Below are 26465 nucleotides of genomic sequence, written 5' to 3'. Positions count from 1 at the left end.
GGGCCCTGACACGGGGCCCGGGGCCGCGCGCCGGTGCCGCCGACCGCGCACCACCCCCGCCGTACGGCCTCGTTCCGCTCCCCGGAGCCGCTCCTTCCATGCCCGCGTACCTCATTGACGACTTATCAGGTGGCCTCATCCATGTCGAAAACCTCTGAAGCAGCCGGAGTGCTGCCCGATCCGAACCGCTGGAAAGCGCTCGTCTTCATCGCCCTGGCCCAGCTGATGGTGGTCCTCGACGCGACCATCGTGAACATCGCGCTGCCCTCCGCCCAGCAGGACCTGGGCATCTCGGACGGCAACCGCCAGTGGGTCATCACCGCGTACGCCCTCGCCTTCGGCGGGCTGCTGCTGTTCGGCGGCCGGATAGCCGACCTGTGGGGCCGCAAGCGGACGTTCGTCGTCGGCCTGCTCGGCTTCGCCGCCGCGTCCGCGCTGGGCGGTGCCGCGACCGGTGAGGCGATGCTGCTCGGATCCCGCGCCCTGCAGGGCGCCTTCGGCGCGCTCCTGGCGCCCGCCGCGCTGTCCCTGCTCGCCGTGACGTTCACCGAGGCCCGCGAGCGGGCCAAGGCGTTCGGCATCTACGGCGCCATCGCGGGCGGCGGCGGGGCGGTCGGTCTGATCCTGGGCGGCTTCCTCACCGAGTACCTGGACTGGCGCTGGACGTTCTACGTCAACATCCCGTTCGCGATCGTGGCCGCGGCCGGCGCGTACTTCGTGATCCGTGAGCCCGCCGGCGGCCGGAACCGCTCGCCGCTCGACGTCCCGGGCGTCGTCCTGTCGACGCTGGGCCTGGTGGCGCTCGTGTACGGCTTCACGCGCGCCGAGTCGCACGGCTGGACCGAGGCCGGGACGCTGGCCGTCTTCGCCGCGTCGGTGGTGCTGCTGGCCTCGTTCGTCGCCGTCGAGTCGTCGGTGAGGAGCCCGCTGCTCCCGCTGCGCGTGATGACCGAGCGCAACCGCGGCGGCGTCTACCTCTCCCTCGGCCTCGCGGTCATCGCGATGTTCGGCCTGTTCCTCTTCCTCACCTACTACCTCCAGGTGGTGAAGGGCTACTCGCCGCTGAGGACCGGCTTCGCGTTCCTGCCGATGGTCGTCGGCATGATCACCGGCTCCACCCAGATCGGCACGCGGCTGATGACCCGCGTCCCGCCCCGGCTGCTGATGGGCCCCGGCTTCCTGACGGCCGCCGTCGGCATGCTGCTGCTGACCCGGCTGGAGATCGACACCTCGTACGCGGGCCTGATCCTGCCCGCGCAGCTGCTGCTCGGCCTGGGCATGGGCACGGCGTTCATGCCGGCGATGTCCCTGTCGACGCACGGCGTCCAGCCGCGGGACGCGGGGGTGGCCTCCGCGATGGTCAACACCTCGCAGCAGGTCGGCGGGGCCATCGGCACGGCCCTGCTCAACACCATCGCCGCCTCCGCGACCACCGCGTACCTCACCGCCCACGCGGCGTCGGCGACCTCGCCGCAGGCGCAGCGGCTGGTGCAGCTGGAGGCCATGGTGGAGGGCTACACGTCGGCCATCTGGTGGGCGGTCGGCATCCTCGTCGTCGCCGCCTCGATCGCGCTGACGCTGGTCAACACCGGCCGCCCGAACCTCGCCCCGGGCGGCGCGGCGAAGGACGGCGCACCCGGTGACGAGGTGCAGGTGCCGGTCCTGGCCCACTGAGCCCGCCGCCCCGCGCCGTCCCCTGCCCTGGTTCCGCCCGTCAGCGGAGCCAGGGCAGGTCCGCGTTCGGGTCCGACGGCTCCAGCGCGTCGGCCACCACGCGCATGATCGAGCCGAGCTGGTCGACCTGCTCGGGCGTGAGCCGGTCGAACATCGCCTGCCGCACGGCCTCGACGTGGCCGGGCGCGCTGCGGCGCAGCACCTCGAAGCCCTCGTCCGTCAGGTACGCGTTCTGGCCGCGCTTGTCGGAGGGGCAGTCCTCGCGGCGCACCCAGCCGTTCTTCTCCAGGCGCGCGACGGCGTGGGAGAGCCGGGAGCGGGTGATCTTCGCGCCCTTCGCCAGCTCCGTCATCCGCATCCGGCGGCGGGGCGCCTGGGAGAGCTGGACGAGCAGTCCGTAGTAGATGTGCGGCATGCCCGCGTCGCGCTGGAGCTGCCGGTCGAGGTGGTCCTCCAGGAGCATGGTGGCGTGGACGTAGGACCGCCAGACGCGCTGCTCGCGGTCGGTCAGCCAGCGCGGCTCCGCCCCGGACCCCGACGCCGTCCCGGACGCGCCATCCTCGTTGATGGATGCGGTATTCATGCATCCACTCTACTTCTCCTTGAAGGTTCAACTAGATCGCGTTACCGTGGAACGTACACAAGCTTGAAACTTCAAGTTCGTGGCCCCCGTGATGCGAAGAGGACCCGCCATGACCGACACCGCCGAGCGGATGCCCGCCCTCTACCTCTCCCACGGCGCCCCGCCGCTCGCCGACGACCCCGTGTGGCCCGGCCAGCTCGCCGCGTGGGCCGCCGACCTGCCCCGGCCGACCGCGATCCTCGTGGTCTCCGCCCACTGGGAGGAGGCGCCGCTCGCCCTCGGCGCCACCGAGACCGTGCCGCTCGTGTACGACTTCTGGGGCTTCCCCGAGCACTACTACCGCGTCCGGTACCCGGCCCCCGGCGCACCGGCGCTCGCCGAGTCGGTCCGCAAGCTGCTGCGCGCCCCCGGCACGCCCGTGCAGGACATCCCCGACCGGGGCCTCGACCACGGCGCGTACGTGCCGCTCGTCGAGATGTTCCCGGACGCCGACGTGCCCGTCCTCCAGATGTCCCTCCCGACCCTCGACCCGGCCAGGCTGATGGAGCTGGGCCGCAGGCTGGCACCGCTGCGCGACGAGGGCGTGCTCGTCGTCGGCAGCGGCTTCTTCACCCACAACCTCGCCGCGCTGCGGCAGGGCGGAGTCCCCGCCTGGTCGGCCGAGTTCGACGACTGGGGCCGCCGCGCCCTGGCCGAGCGGGACGTGGACGCCCTGCTGGACTTCCTGCACAAGTCCCCGGCCGGGCGGCTCGCCCATCCGCGCACGGAGCACTTCGCGCCGCTGTTCGTGACCCTCGGCGCCGCGGACGCGGCGGGCGAGCTGGACACGGGCCGCAGCGTCGTCGACGGGTTCTGGATGGGGCTGGCCAAGCGGTCCGTGCAGTTCGGCTGAGCCCTCAGCCGAACCAGGGGTCGATCAGCCCGACCGACCGCACGGTGGCGGCCAGCGCGACCGGGTCGCCCACGTCGAGCGCGGTGTCGGCGAACTTGATCACGTGGTCGTCGCCGTGGGCGGCGGCCCGCTCGAAGACCTCCTCCGCCGTCGGGACGGCCGCCGGCCGGTATGGCACGGCCGCCGCCGGCGTGTACGCGGCCGTGACCGCCGCGCTCGCCGCCCACGCCGCGCCGACGCTGGGCGCCCACAGGTCCCGCGGCAGGGCCGGCAGGGTGCGCAGCACGGCGTTGGGCGCGGTCGCGGCGTGGACCAGCATGACCGGCTCGCCGTGCGCGTGCGTGGCGTAGCGGTGGGTGGCGGCGGTGACGAGCTCGGCGAGGAGCCCGCGCGCGGCGTCCGGGCCGCCGGGCGCGGCGCCCCACCCCGGCAGGGCGGTGAGCTGCGCCAGCCGGTGCCGGATGCCCTCGGTCTGGTCCGGTACGGCCGGTACGGCGTCCAGGGCGGCGGCCGCGGTGGGCGCGGCGGCCAGGGTGGCGAGCGGCGGCAGGGGCTGGTGGCGGGCGGCCCAGTAGCCGAGGGCGTGCGCGAGTTCGGTGACGCGGGGAGCGGTCTCCTCGGTGGTGAGCAGGGTCCGTACGGCGTGCCCGACGCGGATCACCGGATGCGTGGCCCCGCCCGCGATGCCGGGCAGCAGGCGCGGCCACCACTCGGCGAGGACCTCGCGCCAGGGCCGCCCGGAGGTCTCCCGTTCGAAGTACCCGGCCCAGTCCGCGATCCTGGCCGGGTCGCCCAGGGCCTCGCGCCAGTTGTCCCGCGTCACGCGCGCCCGGGGGGCCGGCATGTCCTCCAGCCTGTCCCGGTACGCGTCGAGCCAGCGGTGCACGCGCGGTGCCCGGCCGCGCCGTACGAGCGCCTCGACGGCCATCGGCGCGTGGTTGCTGAGCCATCCCTGCCGCTCGGGGCCGGAGGCGTGCAGCCGCTCCAGTGCCTCGTCGAGGATCCCGGTGGTGTCGGGCACTTCGGGGGCGCCGAGGGGGTGGGCGGCGTGGGTGGTGCCGGCGTCGAGGGCGTCGGCGGTGTGGGGGGTGCGGGTGGCGGTGGTGTGGGGGGTGCGGGTGGTCGGGGTGTCCTTGCTGTCGGTGTCCTCCATGGCCCGGACCCTAGGCCGGGCGCCGCGCCCGGCGGAACGGGCGGCGGACCTAGTCCCGGGGCCCGAGCGGCCCTCCCCGGGGTCCTGGTCCCCGCCCGCGACGGTCCGGGTCGGAACATTCCGGGCATCTCTCCCGTTCTTCCGGGCAACCGAGAGGCGAGAGGGGGCGTCTTCCCGGTCGAAGGGCGAGCGGGGGCGGCGCCGTTCGGAGGGAGGATGCCGGATCACATGTGACGGCCGTCTCACGTACGCGGGGTCATGCGGCTCCCAGGGGGGCCGGGAGACCGGTCGCCTTTCCCGTCCCGACCTGCACTTCTGCCTGATCGATCATCAGGCACCCCATCCGTCGGGCGGCACAGGGTACTGCATGATCGGCGAAATCGATGGGCGGCATGGGAATTCTGTCCGGATTCCAGTCGTTGTTTCCGTCGGATGCAGGGCACCCGCAAGGGTGTCGCGACCTACTCAGTAAGGGAGCTCGCATGGCAACCCGTGCCGTCGCCCGTCCGGAGTCCGCCACCACCGGCACCGCTCGGGCCAACAGCGTTCGCGCCGTGGGCGGGGAGATCGCCGACCGCGACCTGGTCGGCATGTACCTCGACGAGATCGCGCGCACGCCGCTGCTCGACGCCGCCAAGGAGGTCGAGCTGTCCCAGATCATCGAAGCGGGCGTGTACGCCCAGCAGATCCTGGACGGCGAGGTGGAGACGGAGGCGGGGGGCGCGACCCGCGAGGAGCTGGAGCGCCTGGTCGCCGAGGGCGAGCGCGCGAAGGACGTCTTCATCCGTTCCAACCTGCGTCTGGTGGTCGCCGTGGCCCGGCGCTACCCGCGCAGCGGGCTGCCCCTGCTGGACCTGATCCAGGAGGGCAACGCCGGCCTGGTGCGCGCCGTGGAGAAGTTCGACTACACGAAGGGCTTCAAGTTCTCGACGTACGCGACGTGGTGGATCCGCCAGGCCATCACGCGGTCCATCGCGGACCAGTCGCGCACGATCCGCCTCCCCGTCCACCTGGTGGAGGAGCTGGGCCGCATCCGCCGCGTGCAGCGCGAGTTCAACCGCGAGCACGGCCGCGAGCCGGAGCCCACCGAGGTCGCCGCCGAGCTCGGCTCCACCCCGGAGCGGGTCTCCGACGTGCTGGACTGGGCCCGCGACCCGGTGTCGCTGAACATGCCGGTGGACGACGCCGGGGAGACCCAGTTCGGCGACCTGCTGGAGGACACCTCGGCGGTGTCGCCCGAGCAGTCGGTGCTCACGCTGCTGCGCAGCGAGGAGCTGGAGGACCTGATCGGCCGCCTCGACCGCCGCACGGCGTCCATCATCCGCATGCGGTACGGCATCGAGGACGGCCGCGAGCGGACGCTCACCGAGGTCGGCAAGGAGCACGGCCTGACCCGCGAGCGCATCCGCCAGATCGAGAAGCACGCCCTGCTGGAGCTGAAGCGCATGGCCCGCGACACGGGGTTCGACGCGGCGGCGTGACCCCGCGGACCCACCGTCCCGCCCGGATCCCCCCAGGGGCGGGACGGTGGCCGGACCCGCAGCCCCTCGCCTTCCCCCCCCCGGCGAGGGGCTGCGGCCTGCCCGGCCCGCCTGCCCGGCCCGGCCGGGGGAGGCCCTCCGGCCGGGCTCCGGCATCCTCCTGGGCACCCCTCCCCGCCGGCATGCCCGAACGTGCCCGTTTCGATGCCCGGATGTGTTTACTTCCCGAGATTCGGTCCGTACTGTGAGGTGAGAACCACAGGTTCGGTCACGAACGGATGTAAACGGACATGTACGCACCGGAGCGCCAGCAGGCGATCCTCCGCCTCGCCCGTGAGGGCGGCCGTGTCGACGTGCTCTCCCTCGCGGACGAGTTCCAGGTGACCGCCGAAACCATCCGGCGCGACCTGAAGGCCCTCGACCGGGCCGGCCTCGTGCGCCGGGTGCACGGCGGCGCCATCCCGGCGGGCCGCCTCGACTTCGAGCCCGACCTCGCGGAGCGCGAGTCGACCGCCGCCGACGAGAAGGACCGCATAGCGCGGGCCGCCCTCGCGGAACTGCCCGAGGAGGGCAGCGTCATCCTTGACGCCGGCTCCACGGTCGGGCGGATCGCCGCCGCCCTCCCGCCGGACTGCTCCCTCACGGTCGTCACCCACGCCCTCACCACCGCCGCCCGGCTCGCCGACCACCCCGGCATCGCCCTCCACCTCGTCGGCGGCCGCGTCCGGCACCGCACCCGCGCCGCCGTCGACGCCTGGGCGCTCCGCTCGTACGAGGAGATCCGCGCCGACGTCGTCCTCCTCGGCGCCAACGGCTTCTCCCTCACCCACGGGCTCACCACCCCCGACCTCGCGGAGGCCGCCGTGAAGCGGGCCGTCGTCGCCGCCGCGCGCCGCGTCGTCCTCCTCGCGGACTCCGCCAAGCACGGGCAGGACCACTTCGCCCGCTTCGGGGACCTGACCGACGTCGATCTGCTCATCACCGACACGGGGCTCAGCCCCCAGGACGCGGCCGCCATCGAGGCCGCGGGAACGGAAGTCGTACGCGCATGATCCTCACCGTCACCCCCAACCCCTCCCTGGACCGGACCTACGAAGTGCCGGCCCTGGAGCGGGGCGAGGTGCTGCGCGCGACCGGCGAGCGCATGGACCCGGGCGGCAAGGGCGTCAACGTCTCGCGGGCCGTCGCGGCCGCCGGGCACCGCACCCTCGCCATCGCCCCCCTCGGCGGCGCGCCCGGCGCGCTCGTCGCGGAACTGCTCGCCGGGCAGGGCATCGACGTCGCCCCCGTGCCGATCGGCGGGCACACCCGCTCCAACATCGCCGTCGCCGAACCCGACGGCACCCTCACCAAGATCAACGCGCCGGGCCCGAACCTCACGCCCGGCGAGTCCGAGGCGCTCCTCGCGGCCGTCGGCACGCACGCCGCCGGCGCCGACTGGGTCGCCTGCTGCGGCAGCCTCCCGCGGGGCCTCGCCCCCACCTGGTACGCCGACCTCGTCACCCGCGCCCACGGGCACGGCTCCCGCACCGCCCTCGACACCTCCGGGCCGTCCCTGCTCGTCGCCCTGCGCGGCAGGCCCGACGTGGTGAAGCCCAACGTCCGGGAGCTCGCGGAGGCGGTCGGCCGGCCCCTGGCGACCGTGGGCGACGCCGTGAAGGCCGCCGAGGAACTGCGCGCCGCCGGCGCCGGAGCCGTACTGGCCAGCCTCGGCGCGGACGGCCAGCTCCTCGTGTCGGCGAGCGGCGTCTGGTACGGCAACGCCTCCGTCGCCTCCGTACGCAGCGACGTCGGCGCGGGGGACGCCTCCCTCGCCGGCTTCCTCGCGGCGGGCGGCGAGGGGCCGGCCGCCCTGGCCGCCGCCGTCGCGCACGGCGCGGCCGCCGTCCAGCTGCCCGGCAGCCAGATGCCGACGCCCGCCCACCTGAACCCGGCGGCGGTCACCGTGACCACCGACGTCCCCCTCGACCGCGCACTCACCGAGTGACGAGCCCTTAGGAAGCCGCGATGAGCGACATGATCACCGCGGACCTGGTCGATCTCGACCTGGCCGCGCAGACGAAGCAGGAAGCGGCCCGTTCGCTCGCCGAACGCATGGTGGCCCTGGGCCGCGTCACCGACCTGGACGGCTTCCTCGCCGACGTGGCGGCGCGCGAGGCCCAGATGCCGACGGGGCTGGAGGGCGGCATAGGGATCCCGCACTGCCGCAGCGCTCACGTCACGGAGCCGACGCTGGCGTTCGGCCGGACGGCGCGGGGCGTCGACTTCGGCGCCCCGGACGGCCCGGCCGACCTGGTCTTCCTGATCGCCGCCCCGGCGGGCGCGGACGACGCCCACCTCACGATCCTGTCGTCCCTGGCCCGCAACCTGATGGACGCGGACTTCACGGCGGCGCTGCGGGCGACGGCGTCCTCGGCGGAGGCGGCCGCGCTGCTGCGCGGCGAGCAGCCGCCGCCGGCGGGCGGCGAGGCCCCCGAGGCCGGTACCGGTACGCCCCCCGAGGCGGAGACCCCCCTCGGGACGGGCACCGCCTCAGAGGCGGACGCCGCCCCCGAGACGGCCTCCTCGGTCAAGGCGGGCTCCTTGACCAAGGCGGGTACCTCGGCCGAGACGGGTGCCGCCCCCGAGGCAGGGGGCGCTCCCGAGGCGGGCTTTCCGGCCTCGGAGGAGCCCTTCCGGATCGTCGCCGTCACCTCCTGCCCCACCGGCATCGCCCACACCTACATGGCCGCCGAGGCGCTGGAGCAGGCCGGACGGGACGCCGGGGTCGAGGTGACCGTCGAGACGCAGGGGTCGGCCGGTTTCACCCGGCTCGACCCGGCGGTCGTCGCCGCCGCCGACGGCGTGATCCTCGCCCATGACGTCGCCGTGCGCGACAAGGAGCGGTTCGCCGGGAAGCCGACCGTCGACGTCGGGGTGAAGGCCGGCATCAACCGCGCCGCCGAGCTGATCACCGAGGTCCGCGCGAAGGCCGCGCGGGGCGAGACGACGGCCCCCGCCACCGTCGCCCCCGTCGACCGGGAGGGCGAGTCCGGCGAGGGCTACGGCACCCGGCTCCGCAAGTGGCTGATGTCCGGCGTCAGTTACATGGTCCCGTTCGTCGCCGCGGGCGGCCTGCTCATCGCCCTGGGCTTCGCCATCGGCGGCTGGGAGATCAACAAGGCGCCGTCCGTCGCGGAGCACTTCGCCTGGGGCCAGGCGGAAAGCTGGGCCGCGCTCCTGTTCCAGACCGGCGGCCTGGCGTTCGGGTTCCTGGTCCCCGTGCTGGCGGGCTACATCGCGTACGGCATGGCGGACCGCCCCGGCCTCGTCCCCGGCTTCGTCGGCGGCGCGGTGGCGCTCACCATCGACGCGGGCTTCCTCGGCGGCCTGGCAGCCGGTCTGCTCGCGGGCGCGGTGGTGATGGCCGTCCAGCGGCTGAGGATCCCGCCGGTGCTGCGCGGGATCATGCCGGTGGTGGTCATCCCGCTGGTCGCGTCGGCGGTGGTCGGCTTCCTGATGTTCCTGGTGGTCGGCAAGCCGATCGCCTCGCTGCAGAAGGCGCTCACCGACTGGCTGTCCGGACTGACCGGCGCGAACGCCGTCGTCCTCGGCATGATCCTCGGCCTGATGATGTGCTTCGACCTCGGCGGCCCGGTCAACAAGGTGGCGTACGCCTTCGCGGTGGGCGGCCTCGCCACCCCCAACGAGGGCTCCATGAAGGTCATGGCCGCCGTGATGGCCGCCGGCATGGTGCCGCCGCTCGCGATGGCGCTGGCCACGACCGTGCGCGGCCGCCTGTTCACCAGGGCCGAGCGGGAGAACGGCAAGGCGGCGTGGGTGCTGGGCGCTTCGTTCGTCTCGGAGGGCGCGATCCCGTTCGCGGCGGCCGACCCGCTGCGGGTCATCCCGTCGGCGATGGCGGGCGGCGCGGTCACGGGTGCGCTGTCGATGGCGTTCGGGTCGACGCTGCGGGCGCCGCACGGCGGCGTCTTCGTGGTCCCGCTGATCGGCAACCCGTTCCCCTACCTCCTGGCGGTCCTCGCCGGCACGCTCGTCAGCGCGGCGCTCGTCGTCGTCCTCAAGAGCGCCCGCAAGGCCCCCGCGGACGGCGGCGAGCCGGCCCCGGACGCGGAGCGGACGGTCACCGTCGCGGCCTGATCCACCACGGCCCGGCGGCGGGAACGGCCACCGCCAAACCCCGCCGCCGGGCCTTCTTCCGTCCTCGCGCCCCCGCCGAGGCACCTCCGCCGCGGGGCCTCCGCTCCCGGACCCCGCCGCCGGGCCCGGCCTGCCAGGTCTCCCGCCCCGGGGCCTGCCGTCCTCGGGCCCCCGCCCCGGGGGGCCCCGCCCCCGGGCGCACCGTCACGCACGGCGCCGCGCGCCGGGCTCACCACGCCCGCGCCGCGCGCACCTCCATCGCCGCCCGCGCCGTGTGCTCGTCCTCGTACACCTCGCACATGTGGCGGCCGTCCGGCGTCGCCGTGTGCTCCACCTCCCAGACGCTCATCTCCGTCCCGTCCAGCAGCAGGAACGCGTGCTCGTACAGCGAGAACCCGGCGTCCCTGCCGCCCGCCACCCCGCACTGGCGGCCGAACACCTGCTGGATGTGGTGGGCGTACGCCCCGCGCAGCCGCGCGGCGACCGCCTCGCCCGGCCGGTCGGCGTTCTCCGCCCGGCGCAGCACCCGGCGTGCGTGGTCCGCCGAGTCGTCCGGCACGTACAGGCGCGGCGCGGGCGCCAGGGGGCGCACCAGCAGCGCGCTCAGCAGCTCCAGGTCCGCGTCCAGGTCGTCGTCGAGCGGATCGGCCCGCCGCACGGTGCCGGGGAGGCCGAACGCCGCCGACAGCCGCGCCGCGGCCAGCCGCACCTCCGCCTCGTCCCCGTACAACTCGTGGTGGTCCCGGTCGTCCTCGCCCGTGTGGTGCACCAGCTCCCACAGCGTCAGGGACTCGCCGTCCGCCAGCAGGTACGTGTGCCGGTACGTCGCGCGGTGCAGGGCCGCGCTGTGGTGCGAGGAGTGCAGCGCACTCGCGTGTGCCAGCGCCGAACGCAGCCGCTCGACCAGGGCATCGGGCAGATCGAAGGAGTTGAGCGCCCGCCCCAGGAGCCGCTCGACGTGCAGCTCCGTGGTCTCATACGGATCGTTCCGATCGATCGGATCGTTCAAGATGGGTCTCCAGGCCGTCGCCGCGAGTTACTCGATGCTTGCTCAAGGTAGTGCCTCGGTACGACAACGCGACCGGCTTCCGCAAAACGAAGGGCGCACGAGGCGAGTTCCCGCGCGCCCCCGCCCGACCGGTCAACGACCCGGTCGGTCAAGGCCGTTCAGCCCCTCCGGGCCCTCGGGGCCGTCTTCGCCCCAGGAGCCGCCCGGTCCGGGCGGCGTCCCGTACAGGCCGCGATATGACGGGAAGTCGCCACCCGGCCCCGACAGGGACCGCGCGGCCAGCACGGCCCGTACGATGGCCCGCGTCACGACGTCCGCGGTCGCCGCCAGCAGAGCGTTCGGCGCGAGCGGTTCGCGCCCCCGAGTGAGCGGTCGCGCGCCGGTCGCCAGGGTGAAGACGGTGTCCCCGTCGTTCAGCAGGTGGGCGGGCCGTACGGCGCGCGCGATGCCGTCGTGCGCCGCCCCCGCGACCTTCTGCGCCTGGGCGCGCGTCAGCTCCGCGTCCGTGCCGACCACCGCGAGCGTCGTGTTCATCGGCGGCGTGGTGCCGCGCTCCCGCGCCTCCGCCAGCCGCAGCGCCGCGGCCGCGTGCACCTCCGGCGCCGGGTACGCGGGCCGGCCCGGCGTGCCCTGGGCCGCGAAGGCCGGATCGCCGTACGCCCCGTAGAGGACGCCCGTGGACGGGTCGACCGCCGAGCCCGCCGCGTTCGCCACGACCAGCGCGGCCACCGTCACCTCCGAACCCTCCAGCACCGTCGCGGCCGTGCCGACCCCGCCGCGCAGCCCACCGACGACCGCGCCCGTGCCGGCGCCCACGCACCCGCACTCCACCGGCGCGCCCGGCGCCGCCGCCGCGGCGGCCTCCACCGCGGCCCGGCCGGTCGCCGCCCCGGGCCGGGCCCGCCAGTCGCCGCCCCGTCCCAGGTCGAAGATGCAGGCGGCAGGCACCACCGGCACGACCTGCTCGGGCGAGGGCCCCACCCGCACCCCCCGGCCCCGGTCCTCCAGCCACGCCATGACGCCCCCGGCCGCCTCCAGGCCGTACGCGCTGCCGCCCGTGAGGACTATGGCGTCGATCCGGTCGACCAGATTGCGCGGGTCCAGCGCGTCCGTCTCCCGCGTCCCGGGGCCGCCGCCCCGCACGTCCACCGCGGCGACGGCGCCGCCCTCCGGCGCGAGGACCACCGTCGTCCCGCTCAGTGCCCGCTCACCGGGCACCCGCGCGTGCCCCACGCGCAGCCCGGCCACGTCCGTCAGCCCGCCCGCCGGCGTCCAGGTGTCCATCCCTCCTGCCTAGCACGCCGGCCCTTGAGGTCGTCAGTCCGCATCCCGCCGCCCCGCGGGGGGACGGCGGGTCCGCCACCGGTCCACGGGGCCGCGGCGCGGCGCGGTACGGCACCGGACGGCGGGGCGGGGACGGGGCGGGACGCGTCGGGATGCGGAAGGCGGCGCTCCCGCCGCGCGGCGTACGCTGAACGTATGAGTACCGCCCCCACTCCCGGACCGCGCCCTGCGGAGAACCGGCCCGAGGCCGAGAAGAAGCCCGCGCTGGTCTTCGACGATCCGCTGGACCAGCAGTCCGCGGACGATACGGACCGTGGGTGGGGCGAGCGGGCTCCGGGTGGTGACGGCGCGGCCGACGATCTGGCCCGCTTCCTCGACGAGAAGCCGCCGCACCACCTCTGAGCCGCCGCGGGGGTCCCTGCTACGGAGTGCGGACCCCCGGCCCGGCGGTCTCGTCCCCCCGCTGGTGCACGAGGGCGTCGCGGATGTCCTTCAGCACGTCCAGCTCGGTGACCTCCACGCTGTCCCGGTGGCCGTGCAGTTCCTTCTCCCTGGCCGCCTTCCGCGCCAGGTACCTGGCCATCGGCAGCACCATCAGGAAGTACACCACCGCGGCCGTGATCAGGAACGTGAGCGTGGCGCTGAGCACCGAGCCCCACAGGATGGCCACCCCGCTGGTGACCTCGCCGCCCTTGACCACGCAGGGGCCCTTGAGGCAGGACTGGTAGCCGTCCAGGCTCTTCGTGCCGAAGGCTCCGACGATCGGGCTGATGACGCCCTTCACGATCGCGTTGACGATGTTGGTGAACGCGGCGCCGATGACGACGGCCACCGCCAGGTCCACCACGTTCCCCCGCATCAGGAACGCCTTGAAGCCTTCCAGGATGCTCGTCCTGCTTTCCTGGCTCACTCGGGTGCCTTTCGTCGCGTGTGCAGTGGGTGCAGCCATTACGTCGTACGGATCGCCGGGCCGTCCAATCGGTACACACGGACCGGTGACGGCGCTGCCCACACGTGCGCGTCAGCACAGGACCACCGCCAGGCGCGAGGCGGCGGCCGCGGCGACGAGGTCCGCGGCGACCGCACGCGAAACGGTCAGCACGAGCAGCGCGCCGCCACTCCGCCCCACCTCGGGCAACCCGTCCGGACCATGCGGACGACCACCCTCCTCTTCCGCCCGGGGCACGGCCGTCACCCGGGCTCCGAACGCCACGGTCCGCGCCTTCGGGCCGCCGTCCTCCGCCGACGTGCCGGCCGGGGTCTCCGGGGCGGCGATCACGTCCACCCGGTCGCCGGGCCGCAGCAGCCGCACCGTCGCCCCGTCCGCGATCCGCACCGGCGCGGACACCAGGTCCCGTGCTCCCCGCCGTGCCGCCGCCGGGCCGGGCGGCCCGGCCTGCACCGCGGCCGCGCGCGCCGCCCGCCGGGCCTGCGGGCCGGCCTCGGCCGCGGGCTCGCGGAGATGCGGCGCCGCCAGCGCGGCGGCCGTCACCGCCAGCCCCGCCGCCACCGCCCGCCGCCCGCGCCGCGCGGCCCACCGCGACCCGCACCGCCCGCCGCGCACCCGCAGCGGCGCGAACCGCGGCACCGCGCACGTCTCCGGTACGGACGGCGCCGGGAGGGGGGACGCGGGGGGAGGGGCGGACGGGAGCGCGGAGAAGGACGTGGAGAAGGTCTCGGGGGAGGGGGCGGGAGGGGGCACGGAGAAGGGCGCGGGGGAGGACGTGGACCGGTACGTGCGGGACGTCATGGCACACCGCCTGTCGTGGGAGGACCGTCGCCGGCGGAGCGCCGGCGCCCTCCACCCTCCCGTGTTTCCCCCGTCCCCGCCGGGGCCTGTGGACGGCCCTCCCGCCTGTGGAGAACGCGCTCACCCCCAGGGGTGAGCCACGGCCCTACGGCAGCTCGATCCCCAGGTCCCACCCGTCGTGGGCGTGGGTGCACAGGCACGACCGGTCCTCGGTCGCCGGCAGCGCCCCCACCGCGTCGAACAGCACGGCCCGCAGCCGCTCGACGTTCTCCCCGAACACCCGCAGCACCTCCGTGTGGGAGACGCCCTCGCCCGTCTCGGCGCCCGCGTCCAGGTCCGTGACCAGGGCCATCGACGTGTAGCAGAGGCCCAGCTCGCGGGCGAGGACCGCCTCGGGATGGCCGGTCATGCCCACGACGGACCAGCCCATCGCGGCGTGCCAGCGCGACTCGGCGCGCGTCGAGAAGCGCGGCCCCTCGACGACGACCATGGTGCCGCCGTCCACGGCGTCCCACCTCCGGCCCTGCGCGGCCCTCAGTGCCACCTTCCGCCCGTCCGGGCAGTACGGGTCGGCGAACGTGGTGTGGACGACGTTCGGCGTCGTGCCGTCCGGCAGCGGCTCCCCGTCGAAGAAGGTCTGGACGCGCGACTTCGTGCGGTCCACCAGCTGGTCGGGCACGAGGAGCGTGCCCGGCCCGTACTCGGCGCGCAGCCCGCCCACGGCGCACGGTCCCAGGACCTGGCGGACGCCGACCGAGCGCAGCGCCCACAGGTTGGCCCGGTAGTTGATGCGGTGCGGCGGCAGCCGGTGGCCGCGGCCGTGCCGGGGCAGGAAGGCGACCCGGCGCCCGGCCACCTCCCCGACGAACAGGGAGTCGCTGGGACTGCCGTAGGGGGTGGTGACCTCGACCTCGGTGACGTCCTCCAGGAAGGAGTAGAAGCCGGAACCGCCGATCACGCCGATCTCTGCATGCGTCGCCATGCGCCTCACCCTAGACGCGGCCCGTCCGGGCCCCGGACGCACCCCGTCCCCCGCCGGCGCCCCGCCCCGCAAGCCGCGGCGCCCCACCCCACAAGCCCCGACGCCGGGTGCGCCCCACCCCGCCCCGCCCCGGACACGCCGAAGGCCCCGCCGTACGGAACGGCGGGGCCCTGGGACGTGTCGGTGCCCGGGTCGGGCGGTGCCCCGGTCAGGCGGCGGAGCCGGCGCTGCCGCCGCTCGTGCCCGACGCGGCCGGCTTCGCGTCCGAGGACGACGAGCCCGTCGAGGACGTCGAAGAGGACGACGCGGACGGGGCGGACTTCGACGCGGGGGTGCTGCTCGAGGAGGCGCCGCGGCTGTCGTTGCGGTAGAAGCCGGAGCCCTTGAAGACGATGCCGACCGCCGAGAACACCTTCTTCAGGCGTCCCTTGCAGCTCGGGCACTCGGTCAGGGCGTCATCGGTGAACTTCTGCACCGCCTCGAGGCCCTCGCCGCACTCGGTGCACTGGTACTGGTACGTCGGCACTTGTCTTCCTCCTGGCACTCTCACTCGATGAGTGCTAACGACGAACCATAGTGACGCATTCCGCCGCTTCAGTCCACCGCCACCGGCACGCGGTGACCGATGCCACGCGCGGCGGCGCGGCTCTCGGGCGCCCGCGGCGCCAGCCGCGACCGGAGCGCGAGCAGGGTGGCCAGCGCCAGCGCCGTGCCGCCCAGCGGCACCAGGAAACCGGCGGCCGAGCCGTACGCGTCCGCGAGGCGTCCGGCGACCGTCACGGCGGCCGCCTGGCCCAGCGCGACGGCGCCGGTCAGCCAGGTGAACGCCTCCGTGCGCGCGGTGGCCGGGACCAGGGACTCGACGAGCGTGTACCCGCTGATCAGCGCGGGCGCGATGCACAGCCCGACCACCAGGCCGAGCGCGGCCAGCAGCGGTACCGACTGCGCGGACCACAGCAGCGAGGCGGCCACCGTCAGCGCCGCGTACCCGGCGATCAGGCGGCGCCGCGGCCCGGACTTCCAGGCGATGGCGCCGACGGCGACGCCGGCCAGCATGTTGCCGGCGGCGAAGAGGCCGTACAGCAGGCCGTTGGCGCCGGGGTTGCCGATCTCCTCGGTGAACGCGGTCAGCGAGACCTGCATGCCGCCGAAGACGGAGCCGATCCCCAGGAACGCCACCGCCAGCACGCGTACGCCCGGCACGGACAGCGCCGACACGCGCGGCCGCGCCCCGGCGCCCGAGTGCGCCCCGTGGGCCGGCTGCGTGCGCGTGCTGGCGGCGAACAGGAGACCGCCGACCAGGGTCAGGGAGGCCTCGGCGACCAGGCCGGCCGCCGGGTGCACGCCGGTGCACAGCGCGGTCGCCAGGACGGGGCCCACGACGAACGTGAACTCGTCCGTCACCGACTCGAAGGCCGCCGCCGTCGACATGAGCGGCGAGCCCTCCAGCCGGGCCGCCCAGCGGGCCCGCACCATGGGGCCCACCTGCGGGACGGAGGCACCGCTGGGCACCGCAGCCGCGAACAGCGCCCACAGGGGCGCGCCGGCCAGGGCGAGCGCCGTCAGCACGGAGACCGACGCGGCGTGCACCAGGACGCCGGGGACCAGGACGGCGCGCTGCCCGAAGCGGTCCGCGAGCTTGCCGCTCTGCGGGGCGAACAGCGCCATGGACACGCCGGTCACCGCGGCGACGGCGCCCGCGCTGCCGTACGAGCCCGTGGTGTGCTGGACCAGCAGGACGATGCCGATGGTGAGCATCGCGAACGGCTGTCGCGCCGCGAATCCGGGCAACAGGAACGTCCAGGCGCCGGGGGTGCGCAGGAGCTGCCCGTATCCGGGACGCTTCACAGCGTCGGAGGTGACCGTGGATGCCACGGCCCGTGCCTTTCTGCCGCCTGGTAGCGCTCGCCGGGGTGCCGGGAACCGCCGAGGGCTGTCCTCTTGCGCGGAAGCGCGGTAGATACCGGAGTCCCGCGGAGGGGGGACTCGGCCGCCATACGGTCGCGCCAGCCCTGCATCAGGCAGAGTTGGTTCGATCAGGGTGCCTTCATGGTACAGGGAGCCAGTCGTGTGACGCCTGTGAAATGTGCTACGCGCCACTTCACCGCCTGTGAAACCGCGGTCACACCGGGGGCCGGCCGCCGGGCGGTCAGCCGCCCGTCCCCAGCCAGCCCGCCAGCTTGCCGCCCCGGCCGACGGCCCGCAGCCGCTGCTCCGCCGCGTCCCGCACCGGGTCCGTCGCCACGACCAGCAGCTCGTCGCCGCGCCGCAGCACCGTCGTGGGCGACGGCACGAAGCTCGCGCCGTCCCGGACGACGAGGGTGACCGCCGCGCCGGGCGGCAGCCGCAGCTCCGCGACCTCCACGCCGTGCATCCGCGACCGCTCCGGGATGGACACCGACAGCAGGTGGCCGCGCAGCCGCTCCAGGGGCGCCGACTCCACCCCCAGGTCCTTGGCCCCCTCCCCGTCGCCCAGCCGCAGCGCCTTCGCCAGCCAGGGCAGCGTCGGCCCCTGCACCAGCGTGTAGACGACGACCAGGACGAAGACGATGTTGAAGACCTTCCGGCTGCCCTCGATGCCCGACACCATCGGGATCGTCGCCAGGATGATCGGCACCGCGCCGCGCAGCCCGGCCCACGACATCAGGGCCTGCTCCTGCCACGGGATGCGGAACGGCGTCAGGCTCAGCAGGACCGACACCGGCCGCGCCACGGCCGTCAGGACCAGCCCGATGGCCACCGCCGGCCAGAAGTCCCGCAGCAGCTCGTGCGGGGTCACCAGCAGGCCGAGCAGGACGAACATCCCGATCTGGGCGATCCAGCCGAGACCCTCGGCGAAGCCGCGGTTGGCCGGCTGGTGCGGCAGCTTCGCGTTGCCGAGCACCATGGACGCCAGGTAGACCGCGAGGAAGCCGCTGCCGTGCGCGAGGGCGCCCGCCGCGTACGCGGTGACGGCGATGGCCATCACGGCGATCGGGTACAGGCCGGAGGCCGGCAGGGCGACGCGCCTCAGGCCGTACGCGCCGAGGAGGCCGACCGCCAGGCCGATGCCCGTGCCGATGGCGAGCTCCAGCGCGATCGTGCCGATCAGGACGTACCAGCTGTCCACGGGGCCCGTCGTCGAGAAGGCGACCACCAGGATCACGACGGGCGCGTCGTTGAACCCCGACTCGGCCTCCAGGGTGCCGGTCACCCGTGACGGCAGGGGCACCTTGCGCAGCACGGAGAAGACGGCCGCGGCGTCCGTGGAGGAGACGACGGCGCCGATGAGCAGCGCCTGGCGCCACTCCAGGCCGACGAGGTAGTGCGCCGCGGCGGCCGTGATGCCCACGCTCACCGCGACGCCGAGGGTCGCGAGGACGGTCGCGGCGGGCAGCGCGGGCCTGATCTCCTTCCACTTGGTGCCCAGACCGCCCTCGGCGAGGATCACGACGAGCGCGCCGTATCCGATGACCTGGGTGAGTTCCGCGTTGTCGAAGGCGACGTTGCCGATGCCGTCCTGCCCCATGGCGATGCCGATGCCGAGGTACAGGAGCAGGCTGGGCAGGCCGCTGCGCGAGGACAGGCGCACCGCGACGACGGCGACGAGCAGCACGAGCGAGCCGATGAACAGGAGTTCGTTGAGCTGGTGGACAGTCAGGGGCCGAACCTTCCCGGGAGATGCGTGGGCGGACCTCTTCAGTTGTGCGCGTTCAGTCGTGCGCGGGCGCCCGCACCCCGGCCTTCCGGCCCGGCCGCGCGCGTGGGCGCCGTCCCCACCGGTCGGAGGGGTTCCCGTAGTTGCCGGTATGCAGGGAAAGACGGGGGTGTGTCGGGTATGTCCGGCCGGGTGAGGGGCCCGCGACGGTCGGTACTTCGTTACCTTACCTAATCTTTAACGCTTTCCTGACGCCGGTACCGCCGCCCGCGGAGGGGCTCCTTACTGACACCGCGTCCGGGCCCGCCGGGCGCTGCGCCTATGGTTGCTCCCAGCACTCCTGGACCAAGCCTGCGCCTCGAAGGACAGCGATGCCCGCCAACACCACCGTCTCTTCCCCCAAGAAGAAGGGGCGACGTGCCCGCTTGCTCGTGATCGCCCTGGTGCTGGCGCTCGTCGCGGGCGTCGGCTACGGCGCCTACTGGGGCGTCAGCACCGTGCGCGCCCCCTTCCCGCAGACCACCGGCACGCTCCGGCTCGACGGTCTCTCCGGGCCGGTCGACGTCAAGCGCGACGGCCGCGGCGTCCCGCAGATCTACGCCTCCACCGACGAGGACCTGTTCCGTGCCCAGGGGTACGTCCAGGCCCAGGACCGCTTCTGGGAGATGGACGTCCGCCGCCACATGACCGCGGGCCGCCTCTCCGAGATGCTCGGCAAGCGCATGGTCGACACGGACGCGTTCCTCCGCACGCTCGGCTGGCACCGGGTGGCGCAGGAGGAGTACGACAAGGTCCTGTCCGAGGAGACGAAGAAGAACCTCCGGGCCTACGCGGACGGCGTCAACGCCTACCTGAAGGACAGGGCGCCCCGCGACGTCTCCGTCGAGTACTCCGCGCTCGCCTTCTCGCACGACTACGCGATCGAGCCCTGGACCCCGGTCGACTCGATCGCCTGGCTGAAGGCCATGGCCTGGGACCTGCGCGGCAACATGCGGGACGAGATCGACCGCTCGCTCATGACGAGCCGGCTCAGCGCCCGCCAGATCGAGGACCTGTACCCGGACTACCCGTACAAGGCGCACCGCCCCGTCGTCGACGGCTTCGAGGTCTCCGGCGACGGTGACGGCGAGGACGGCGACGGCACGGGCGCCGGCGACGGCACGGGCACCGGCGAGGGCGGCGGCCTGCAGGGCGGCACCCAGGGCACCGGCACCGGCCAGGGCGCGGGCACCGGCACCGGCATCGGCGCCCAGAGCGGCCTCCAGTCCCAGCTCGCGGCCCTCTCCGAGGCGCTCGAGTCCGTCCCCGCCCTGCTCGGCCCGAACGGCTCCGGCATCGGCTCCAACTCCTGGGTCGTCTCCGGCAAGCACACGACCACCGGCAAGCCGCTGCTGGCCAACGACCCGCACCTCGCCCCGCAGCTGCCGTCCGTCTGGTACCAGATGGGCCTGCACTGCCGCGCCGTCTCCGACACGTGCCGCTACGACGTCGCCGGCTACACCTTCGCCGGGATGCCGGGCGTCGTCATCGGCCACAACCAGGACATCGCCTGGGGCTTCACCAACCTCGGCGCCGACGTCACCGACCTGTACCTGCAGAAGGTCACCGACCGCGGCTACCTGCGCGGCACCAAGGAGGTGCCGTTCGAGACCCGCGACGAGGTCATCAAGGTCGCCGGCGGCACCAGCCGCACCATCACCGTCCGCACCACCGTCAACGGCCCGCTGATCTCCGACCGCAGCGGCGAGCTGGAGAAGGTCGGCCAGAAGGCCCCCGTCACCGACCTCGCCCCCGACCGTGGCGAGGGCTACGCGGTCTCCCTGCGCTGGACCGCCCTCGACCCGGGCAAGTCCATGGACGCCGTGTTCAAGCTGAACCGCGCCCGCGACTTCAAGGAGTTCCGGGCCGCCGCCCGCGACTTCGAGGTGCCGTCGCAGAACCTGATCTACGCCGACGCCAAGGGCTCCGAGGGCCACATCGGCTACCAGGCCCCCGGCAAGATCCCCGTCCGCGCCAAGGGCCACGACGGCACGCTCCCGGCGCCCGGCTGGGACCCGGCGTACGACTGGAAGAAGAAGTACGTCCCCTTCGACGAGCTGCCGTACGAGGAGGACCCCGCGCGCGGCTACATCGTCACCGCCAACCAGGCCGTCGTGAACGGCGAGGAGTACCCGCACCACCTCACCGCCGACTGGGGCTACGGCTCCCGCAGCCAGCGCATCAACGACCTCATCGAGTCGAAGATCAAGGACGGCGGCAAGATCTCGACCGACGACATGCGCACCATGCAGACGGACAACCAGAGCGAGATCGCCAAGCTGCTGACGCCGCTCCTGCTGAGGGTCGACATCTCGGACCCGTACGTCCGGGAGGCGCAGAGGCTGCTGGAGGGCTGGGACTACACCCAGGAGGCCGACTCCCCGGCCGCCGCGTACTTCAACGCGGTCTGGCGCAACGTCCTGAAGCTGGCGTTCGGCGACAAGCTGCCCAAGGAGCTGCGCGTCAAGGGCGAGTGCCTCCGCGTCCCGGCCGCCGACCCCACCGTCCCGGACGACCAGCGCGACCGGCTCGTCCGCGAGTGCGGCCAGCGCGACGCGGACAAGGCGCAGCCGGACGGCAGCGACCGCTGGTACGAGGTGGTCCGCCCGCTCCTGCAGGACGAGGACAACGCCTGGTGGCACACGCCCGAGAACCGTCTCGACGCGGCCACCGAGACCCGCGACCAGCTGTTCGCCCGCGCCATGAAGGACGCCCGCTGGGAGCTGACCGCGGAGCTCGGCAAGGACGTCTCCACCTGGAGCTGGGGCCGGCTGCACCAGCTGACCCTGCGCAACCAGACGCTGGGCACGGGCGGCCCGGACCTCGTGAAGTTCCTGCTCAACCGCGGCCCGTGGAACCTGTCGGGCGGCGAGGCGGCCGTCAACGCCACCGGCTGGAACGCGGCGGGCGGCTACGGCGTCGTCTGGGTGCCGTCCATGCGGATGGTCGTCAACGTCGGCGACTGGGACAAGTCCCGCTGGATCAACCTGACCGGCGCCTCTGGCCACGCCTACCACCCGCACTACACGGACCAGACCGAGGCGTGGGCCAGGGGCGAACTGCTGGACTGGCCGTTCAGCGACAAGGCGGTCGACGCGGCGAAGACCGACCACCTCGTCCTGAAGCCCTGATCAGACCGGGCGGGGCGCGCTGAAGCGCCGCACCCCGTCGGGAGTCACCACCGCGTGCACGGGGTGGTCGTGCGGTTCCTCCGGGACCCGGGCGACCACCTCGTGCGCGTAGAGGAGCACCACGAGCGCCGGATCGGCCCCCGCGCGCGCCAGGCGGGCCAGCACCCGGTCGTACGAGCCGCCGCCCCGGCCCAGCCGCATGCCCCGCGCGTCCACCGCGAGCCCCGGCAGCAGCACCGCGTCCGCCTCCGTGACCGCGTCCGGGCCGAGGCGGGGCCCCGACGGCTCCAGCAGCCCCAGCCGCGCCTTGGCGAGGCCCTCGACGCCCGCGTAGGCAGCCCAGTCCAGGTCGTTGTCGTCCAGCAGGACGGGCAGCAGCACCCGCACGCCCCGCGCGTGCAGCGCGTCGACCAGCTCCCGGGTGCCCGGCTCGCGCCCCACGGAGACGTACGCGGCGACCGTGCCGGCCCCCGCCAGCTCCGGCAGCCCCAGCGCCGCGGCGGCGAGGGCCCCGGCGGCCCGCCGGACGTCCTCCCCGGTCAGCAGGGTGCGGGCGGCGAGCAGCCGCTCCCGCAGCCCCGCCTTGTCCGGCGCCCGCTCACCGGGCGCGCGCCCCCGCGGTCCGCTGCCCGCGCCGTCCCGGCCGCCGCCGCCCGTCCCCGCCTCGTCTTCCGTCACGACACTCGCCAACCTCTCGTAATCCCCTATATGAGGAGGAAGTTAACCAAGGGCTCATCTTCCTCCCATATCGAACGGATAGGGTACTGGCCATGACTCAGTCGCACCCCGGGATCAGCAAGGCTGTCATCCCCGCCGCGGGACTCGGCACCCGGTTCCTGCCCGCCACGAAGGCCACTCCCAAGGAGATGCTGCCGGTCGTCGACAAACCCGCCATCCAGTACGTGGTCGAGGAGGCGGTGGGTGCCGGTCTGCACGACGTACTGATGATCACCGGCCGGAACAAGCGGCCCCTGGAGGACCACTTCGACCGGAACTACGAGCTGGAGGAGGCGCTCTACCGCAAGGGCGACCGGGAGAGGCTGGAGCGCGTCAGGGCGTCGAACGAGCTGGCGACCATGCACTACGTCCGCCAGGGCGACCCGCGCGGCCTCGGCCACGCCGTCCTGTGCGCCGCCCCGCACGTCGGCGACCAGCCGTTCGCCGTGCTCCTCGGCGACGACCTGATCGACCCCCGCGACCCCCTGCTGTCCCGCATGGTGGAGGTGCGGGAGCGGCAGGGCGGCAGCGTCGTGGCCCTCATGGAGGTCGACCCGGCCCAGATCCACCTCTACGGCTGCGCCGCCGTCGAGCCGTCCGGCGAGGCCGACGTGGTCAGGGTCACCGACCTCGTGGAGAAGCCCGACCCCGCCGACGCCCCCAGCAACTACGCGGTCATCGGCCGGTACGTCCTGGACCCGTCGATCTTCGGGATACTGCGCGAGACCGCGCCCGGCCGGGGCGGCGAGATCCAGCTGACCGACGCCCTCCACAAGCTCGCCGTCGACGACGGGGCCGGCGGCCCCGTCCACGGCGTCGTCTTCAAGGGCCGCCGCTACGACACCGGCGACCGCGGCGACTACCTGCGGGCGATTGTCAGAATCGCGTGCGAACGTGAGGATCTGGGACCGGAGTTCCGATCCTGGCTCCGCCGTTACGTCACCGAGGAGATGGAGGCCCTGTGACCTCAGTGAGCCCGGAGAGAACCGTCTGGACGGTGGACGAGCACCTCGAGGACATCCTCGCGACCGTCCACCCGCTGGACCCCATCGAGCTGCAGCTGCCCGACGCCCAGGGCTGCGTGCTGGTCGAGGACGTCACGGTGCCCGTCGCCCTGCCGCCCTTCGACAACAGCTCCATGGACGGCTACGCGGTGCGCGTCGCCGACGTCGCCGGGGCGAGCGAGGAGTTCCCCGCGGTGCTCACCGTCGTCGGGGACGTGGCGGCCGGCAGCGACGGCCTGCCCGAGGTCGGCCCCGGCCAGGCCGCGCGGATCATGACCGGCGCGCCCCTCCCGCCCGGCGCCGAGGCGGTCGTCCCCGTCGAGTGGACCGACGGCGGCACCGGCGGCGGCGCCGCCACCGGCATGCGCGCGGCCAGCGCGGCCCCGGAGGGGGCGGGCGGCGAGGTCCGCGTCCACCGCCCCGCCGAGGCCCGCGCCCACGTACGCGCGCGCGGCAGCGACGTGGCCGCCGGCGACCTGGCCCTCGCGGCGGGCACGGTCCTCGGGCCGTCCCAGATCGGCCTCCTCGCCGCCATCGGCCGCGGCACGGTCCGGGTCCGCCCCCGCCCCCGCGTGGTCGTCCTGTCCACGGGCAGCGAGCTCGTCCAGCCGGGCACCGAGCTGGGCCCCGGCCAGATCTACGACTCCAACAGCTTCGCCCTGGCCGCCGCCGCCCGCGACGCCGGCGCCATCGCCTACCGGGTCGGCGCCGTCACGGACGACGCGGACACGCTGCGCGCCACCATCGAGGACCAGCTGGTCCGCGCGGACCTCCTGGTGACCACGGGCGGCGTCAGCGTCGGCGCGTACGACGTGGTCAAGGAGGCCCTGTCGGCCGCTTCCGACGCCGACGAGCCGGGCGGCGGCGTCGAGTTCCGCACGCTCGCCATGCAGCCCGGAAAGCCCCAGGGCTTCGGCTCCGTCGGCCCCGACCACACGCCGCTGCTCGCCCTGCCGGGCAACCCCGTCTCCTCGTACGTCTCCTTCGAGCTGTTCGTGCGGCCCGCGATCCGCGCCCTCATGGGACTGCGGGACCTGCACCGCCCCCGCGCGCGTGCCGTGCTGTCCGCCGCCGGGCCGCTGTCCTCGCCCGCCGGGAAGCGCCAGTTCCTGCGCGGGACGTACGACGCCCGGGCGGGTACCGTCGCTCCTGTGGGCGGTGCCGGGTCGCACCTGATCGCCGCCCTCGCCCAGGCCGACGCGCTCATCGTCGTACCGGAGGACGCCACGCGCGTGGAGCCGGGGACCGAGCTGGAGGTGGTTCTCATCGGCTGAACCGGCGGGCCCCCCGGGGTGGCCGTGGCGGTACGGTGGCTGCCGCCGCGCCGGACAGGACGACCGGCGCCAGGATCGCGAGGCGGAGTGAGTTGAGTACGCAAGGCAGCCTGACCCACATCGACGAGGCGGGGGCGGCCCGCATGGTGGACGTCTCGGCGAAGGACGTCACCACCCGTACCGCGCGTGCGAGCGGACGGGTCCTCGTGTCGCCGCGGGTGGTGGAGCTGCTGCGCGGCGAGGGCGTCCCGAAGGGCGACGCGCTCGCCACCGCCCGCATCGCCGGGATCATGGGCGCCAAGCGCACGCCCGACCTGATCCCGCTGTGCCACCCCCTCGCCGTCTCCGGCGTGAAGGTCGACCTGAGCGTCGCCGACGACGCGGTCGAGATCACCGCGACCGTGCGGACCACGGACCGCACGGGCGTCGAGATGGAGGCCCTCACGGCGGTGTCCGTGGCCGCGTTGACCGTCGTCGACATGGTCAAGGCGGTCGACAAGGCCGCCGTCATCACCGACGTGCGGGTGGAGGAGAAGACGGGCGGCAAGTCCGGGGACTGGAGCCGGCCGTGACGTACCGCGCGCTGGTGGTCACCGCCTCGAACCGCGCCGCGGCCGGCGTGTACGAGGACCGGGGCGGCCCCCTCCTCGCCGAGGGCCTCGCGGCGCTCGGCTTCGCCGTCGACGGCCCGCGGGTCGTCCCGGACGGCGATCCCGTCGAGGCCGCCCTGCGCGCGGGGGTGCGCGCCGGGTACGACGTGATCCTCACGACCGGCGGCACGGGCGTCTCGCCCACCGACGCCACCCCCGAGGCCACCCGCCGCGTCCTCGACCACGAGGTCCCCGGCATCCCGGAGGCCATCCGCGCGTACGGCCGGGAGAAGGTCCCCACGGCGGCCCTCTCCCGCGGCCTGGCCGGCGTCGCGGGCCGCACCCTGATCGTCAACCTGCCCGGTTCCACCGGCGGCGTACGCGACGGCCTCGCCGTCCTGGAGCCGCTCCTCGTCCACGCGGTGGACCAGCTGCGCGGCGGCGACCACCCGAGACCGGCGTCATGAACCCCGCCTGGCCCGCGATGCTGTCCGACGGCGACGTGGTGCTGCGCCCGATAAAGGTGCGCGACCACAAGGCGTGGCGGGAGGTCAACGGGCGCAACCGCGACTGGCTGCGCCCCTGGGAGGCCACCGTCCCGCCCCCCGCCCCCGGGGCGCCCCACGTCCAGCGCCCCACGTACCGGCAGATGGTCCGCCACCTGCGCGCGGAGGCCAACGCCGGCCGGATGCTGCCCTTCGTCATCGAGTACCAGGGCCGGCTCGTCGGCCAGCTCACCGTCGCCGGGATCACCTGGGGCTCGATGTGCTCCGGGCACGTGGGCTACTGGGTCGACCAGGCCGTCGCGGGCCGCGGCGTCATGCCCACGGCGGTCGCGCTCGCCGTCGACCACTGCTTCCGGGCGGTCGGGCTGCACCGGATCGAGGTGTGCATTCGCCCCGAGAACGGGCCGAGCCGCCGCGTCGTGGAGAAATTGGGATTCCGCGAGGAGGGACTGCGTCCGCGGTACCTCCATATCGACGGCGCCTGGCGGGACCACCTCGTCTTCGCGCTGACCGCGGAGGAGGTCCCCGAGGGGCTGGTGCGGCGCTGGCACAGGTCGTACCGGGAACGCCAAACAAAATAATTCACGTGTTCGAATTAAGCGCTTGCATGAACGCAATC

The 26465-nt window shown here is 74.3% G+C and carries 24 protein-coding genes; 13 read left to right on the top strand and 11 right to left on the bottom strand.

Annotation, left to right across the window (positions count from 1 at the left end; genetic code table 11):
- The first annotated feature begins 141 nt into the window (after nt 1–141).
- Entirely contained in the window at nt 142–1674 is a 1533-nt protein-coding gene (locus tag IE106_RS11325) for an MFS transporter (RefSeq protein ID WP_189532611.1), read from the top strand.
- 40 nt (nt 1675–1714) lie between these two features.
- On the opposite strand, the gene IE106_RS11320 is transcribed toward IE106_RS11325, so the two are convergent.
- Nucleotides 1715–2257, bottom strand: coding sequence for a MarR family winged helix-turn-helix transcriptional regulator (locus IE106_RS11320; RefSeq protein WP_189532609.1), 543 nt, complete (start codon nt 2255–2257; stop codon nt 1715–1717).
- Between the two features lie 109 nt (nt 2258–2366).
- On the opposite strand from IE106_RS11320, the gene IE106_RS11315 reads away from it, so the two are divergent.
- On the top strand, nt 2367–3149 hold the full coding sequence (locus IE106_RS11315; protein WP_189532607.1) for a dioxygenase family protein: 783 nt from the start codon (nt 2367–2369) through the stop codon (nt 3147–3149).
- A 4-nt stretch (nt 3150–3153) separates the two neighbouring features.
- Here IE106_RS11315 and IE106_RS11310 read toward each other — a convergent pair whose 3' ends face one another.
- Nucleotides 3154–4170 (bottom strand): questin oxidase family protein, encoded by a 1017-nt coding sequence (locus tag IE106_RS11310; protein ID WP_229840330.1) that lies wholly within the window; start codon nt 4168–4170, stop codon nt 3154–3156.
- A gap of 614 nt (nt 4171–4784) precedes the next feature.
- On the opposite strand from IE106_RS11310, the gene IE106_RS11305 reads away from it, so the two are divergent.
- From IE106_RS11305 to IE106_RS11290, 4 genes are all read left to right on the top strand, one after another.
- Nucleotides 4785–5783: a sigma-70 family RNA polymerase sigma factor gene (locus tag IE106_RS11305; RefSeq protein WP_189532603.1), complete on the top strand. Its 999-nt coding sequence runs from the start codon at nt 4785–4787 to the stop codon at nt 5781–5783.
- Nucleotides 5784–6073: 290 nt separating this feature from the next.
- Nucleotides 6074–6835, top strand: a complete 762-nt coding sequence (locus IE106_RS11300) for a DeoR/GlpR family DNA-binding transcription regulator (RefSeq protein ID WP_189532601.1) — start codon at nt 6074–6076, stop codon at nt 6833–6835.
- Nucleotides 6832–7770, top strand: coding sequence for a 1-phosphofructokinase (gene pfkB / locus IE106_RS11295; RefSeq protein WP_189532599.1), 939 nt, complete (start codon nt 6832–6834; stop codon nt 7768–7770). Before IE106_RS11300 ends, pfkB begins: the two co-directional genes overlap by 4 nt.
- Before the next feature lie 20 nt (nt 7771–7790).
- Complete coding sequence (locus IE106_RS11290) at nt 7791–9923, top strand: PTS fructose transporter subunit IIABC (protein WP_189532597.1); 2133 nt, start codon at nt 7791–7793, stop codon at nt 9921–9923.
- Nucleotides 9924–10152: 229 nt separating this feature from the next.
- Here IE106_RS11290 and IE106_RS11285 read toward each other — a convergent pair whose 3' ends face one another.
- Both IE106_RS11285 and IE106_RS11280 read right to left on the bottom strand, forming a co-directional pair.
- Complete coding sequence (locus IE106_RS11285) at nt 10153–10932, bottom strand: DUF6227 family protein (protein ID WP_189532595.1); 780 nt, start codon at nt 10930–10932, stop codon at nt 10153–10155.
- Between the two features lie 132 nt (nt 10933–11064).
- The gene (locus IE106_RS11280; protein ID WP_189532593.1) at nt 11065–12216 is read right to left on the bottom strand and encodes a P1 family peptidase; all 1152 of its coding nucleotides are present in this window, start codon (nt 12214–12216) and stop codon (nt 11065–11067) included.
- Nucleotides 12217–12411: 195 nt separating this feature from the next.
- Between IE106_RS11280 and IE106_RS11275 the strand changes: the two genes are divergently transcribed.
- On the top strand, nt 12412–12618 hold the full coding sequence (locus tag IE106_RS11275; RefSeq protein WP_189532590.1) for a hypothetical protein: 207 nt from the start codon (nt 12412–12414) through the stop codon (nt 12616–12618).
- A gap of 19 nt (nt 12619–12637) precedes the next feature.
- On the opposite strand, the gene mscL is transcribed toward IE106_RS11275, so the two are convergent.
- The 6 genes from mscL to IE106_RS11245 form a co-directional block, all read right to left on the bottom strand.
- Nucleotides 12638–13126, bottom strand: coding sequence for a large conductance mechanosensitive channel protein MscL (gene mscL, locus IE106_RS11270; RefSeq protein WP_189532588.1), 489 nt, complete (start codon nt 13124–13126; stop codon nt 12638–12640).
- A gap of 111 nt (nt 13127–13237) precedes the next feature.
- A complete protein-coding gene (locus IE106_RS11265) occupies nt 13238–13966 on the bottom strand; it encodes an RcpC/CpaB family pilus assembly protein (RefSeq protein ID WP_189532586.1) in 729 nt (242 codons plus the stop codon).
- A gap of 145 nt (nt 13967–14111) precedes the next feature.
- Complete coding sequence (locus IE106_RS11260) at nt 14112–14948, bottom strand: S-methyl-5'-thioadenosine phosphorylase (protein WP_189532584.1); 837 nt, start codon at nt 14946–14948, stop codon at nt 14112–14114.
- Nucleotides 14949–15156: 208 nt separating this feature from the next.
- Nucleotides 15157–15474 (bottom strand): FmdB family zinc ribbon protein, encoded by a 318-nt coding sequence (locus IE106_RS11255; RefSeq protein WP_189532581.1) that lies wholly within the window; start codon nt 15472–15474, stop codon nt 15157–15159.
- A 68-nt stretch (nt 15475–15542) separates the two neighbouring features.
- Complete coding sequence (locus IE106_RS11250; RefSeq protein WP_189532577.1) at nt 15543–16823, bottom strand: MFS transporter; 1281 nt, start codon at nt 16821–16823, stop codon at nt 15543–15545.
- A gap of 274 nt (nt 16824–17097) precedes the next feature.
- Nucleotides 17098–18543, bottom strand: coding sequence for a potassium/proton antiporter (locus tag IE106_RS11245; RefSeq protein ID WP_229840281.1), 1446 nt, complete (start codon nt 18541–18543; stop codon nt 17098–17100).
- A gap of 413 nt (nt 18544–18956) precedes the next feature.
- Between IE106_RS11245 and IE106_RS11240 the strand changes: the two genes are divergently transcribed.
- Nucleotides 18957–21755, top strand: a complete 2799-nt coding sequence (locus IE106_RS11240; protein ID WP_189532575.1) for a penicillin acylase family protein — start codon at nt 18957–18959, stop codon at nt 21753–21755.
- Here IE106_RS11240 and IE106_RS11235 read toward each other — a convergent pair whose 3' ends face one another.
- A complete protein-coding gene (locus IE106_RS11235; protein WP_229840328.1) occupies nt 21756–22331 on the bottom strand; it encodes a 5-formyltetrahydrofolate cyclo-ligase in 576 nt (191 codons plus the stop codon).
- A 194-nt stretch (nt 22332–22525) separates the two neighbouring features.
- Between IE106_RS11235 and galU the strand changes: the two genes are divergently transcribed.
- The 5 genes from galU (at nt 22526) to IE106_RS11210 (ending at nt 26427) form a co-directional block, all read left to right on the top strand.
- Entirely contained in the window at nt 22526–23437 is a 912-nt protein-coding gene (gene galU, locus IE106_RS11230; protein WP_189532571.1) for a UTP--glucose-1-phosphate uridylyltransferase GalU, read from the top strand.
- Nucleotides 23438–23442: 5 nt separating this feature from the next.
- Nucleotides 23443–24750 carry a molybdotransferase-like divisome protein Glp gene (glp, locus tag IE106_RS11225; RefSeq protein ID WP_189533175.1) on the top strand — a complete coding sequence of 436 codons (1308 nt, stop codon included), beginning with the start codon at nt 23443–23445 and terminating at the stop codon, nt 24748–24750.
- Nucleotides 24751–24842: 92 nt separating this feature from the next.
- Nucleotides 24843–25322: a cyclic pyranopterin monophosphate synthase MoaC gene (gene moaC / locus IE106_RS11220; RefSeq protein ID WP_189532569.1), complete on the top strand. Its 480-nt coding sequence runs from the start codon at nt 24843–24845 to the stop codon at nt 25320–25322.
- Entirely contained in the window at nt 25319–25807 is a 489-nt protein-coding gene (locus IE106_RS11215; protein ID WP_189532567.1) for a MogA/MoaB family molybdenum cofactor biosynthesis protein, read from the top strand. Before moaC ends, IE106_RS11215 begins: the two co-directional genes overlap by 4 nt.
- The gene (locus IE106_RS11210) at nt 25804–26427 is read left to right on the top strand and encodes a GNAT family N-acetyltransferase (protein WP_189532565.1); all 624 of its coding nucleotides are present in this window, start codon (nt 25804–25806) and stop codon (nt 26425–26427) included. The genes IE106_RS11215 and IE106_RS11210 overlap by 4 nt, the downstream gene beginning before the upstream one ends.
- Nucleotides 26428–26465 lie beyond the last annotated feature (38 nt).

This window comes from Streptomyces roseolilacinus, assembly GCF_014649335.1.
Classification (GTDB): domain Bacteria; phylum Actinomycetota; class Actinomycetes; order Streptomycetales; family Streptomycetaceae; genus Streptomyces; species Streptomyces roseolilacinus.
Note: the sequence above shows the minus strand (reverse complement) of the source record. Positions and strands in the feature narration are given on the sequence as shown.

What these genes read in the sequence shown, in the direction of transcription:
- IE106_RS11240 (WP_189532575.1), top strand. Translation starts at nt 18,957, where the DNA reads ATGCCCGCCAACACCACCGTCTCTTCCCCCAAGAAGAAGGGGCGACGT.
- IE106_RS11260 (WP_189532584.1), bottom strand. Translation starts at nt 14,948, where the DNA reads ATGGCGACGCATGCAGAGATCGGCGTGATCGGCGGTTCCGGCTTCTAC.
- IE106_RS11265 (WP_189532586.1), bottom strand. Translation starts at nt 13,966, where the DNA reads ATGACGTCCCGCACGTACCGGTCCACGTCCTCCCCCGCGCCCTTCTCC.
- galU (WP_189532571.1), top strand. Translation starts at nt 22,526, where the DNA reads ATGACTCAGTCGCACCCCGGGATCAGCAAGGCTGTCATCCCCGCCGCG.
- IE106_RS11325 (WP_189532611.1), top strand. Translation starts at nt 142, where the DNA reads ATGTCGAAAACCTCTGAAGCAGCCGGAGTGCTGCCCGATCCGAACCGC.
- IE106_RS11280 (WP_189532593.1), bottom strand. Translation starts at nt 12,216, where the DNA reads ATGGACACCTGGACGCCGGCGGGCGGGCTGACGGACGTGGCCGGGCTG.
- IE106_RS11300 (WP_189532601.1), top strand. Translation starts at nt 6,074, where the DNA reads ATGTACGCACCGGAGCGCCAGCAGGCGATCCTCCGCCTCGCCCGTGAG.
- pfkB (WP_189532599.1), top strand. Translation starts at nt 6,832, where the DNA reads ATGATCCTCACCGTCACCCCCAACCCCTCCCTGGACCGGACCTACGAA.
- IE106_RS11210 (WP_189532565.1), top strand. Translation starts at nt 25,804, where the DNA reads ATGAACCCCGCCTGGCCCGCGATGCTGTCCGACGGCGACGTGGTGCTG.
- IE106_RS11275 (WP_189532590.1), top strand. Translation starts at nt 12,412, where the DNA reads ATGAGTACCGCCCCCACTCCCGGACCGCGCCCTGCGGAGAACCGGCCC.
- IE106_RS11320 (WP_189532609.1), bottom strand. Translation starts at nt 2,257, where the DNA reads ATGAATACCGCATCCATCAACGAGGATGGCGCGTCCGGGACGGCGTCG.
- IE106_RS11315 (WP_189532607.1), top strand. Translation starts at nt 2,367, where the DNA reads ATGACCGACACCGCCGAGCGGATGCCCGCCCTCTACCTCTCCCACGGC.
- IE106_RS11290 (WP_189532597.1), top strand. Translation starts at nt 7,791, where the DNA reads ATGAGCGACATGATCACCGCGGACCTGGTCGATCTCGACCTGGCCGCG.
- IE106_RS11305 (WP_189532603.1), top strand. Translation starts at nt 4,785, where the DNA reads ATGGCAACCCGTGCCGTCGCCCGTCCGGAGTCCGCCACCACCGGCACC.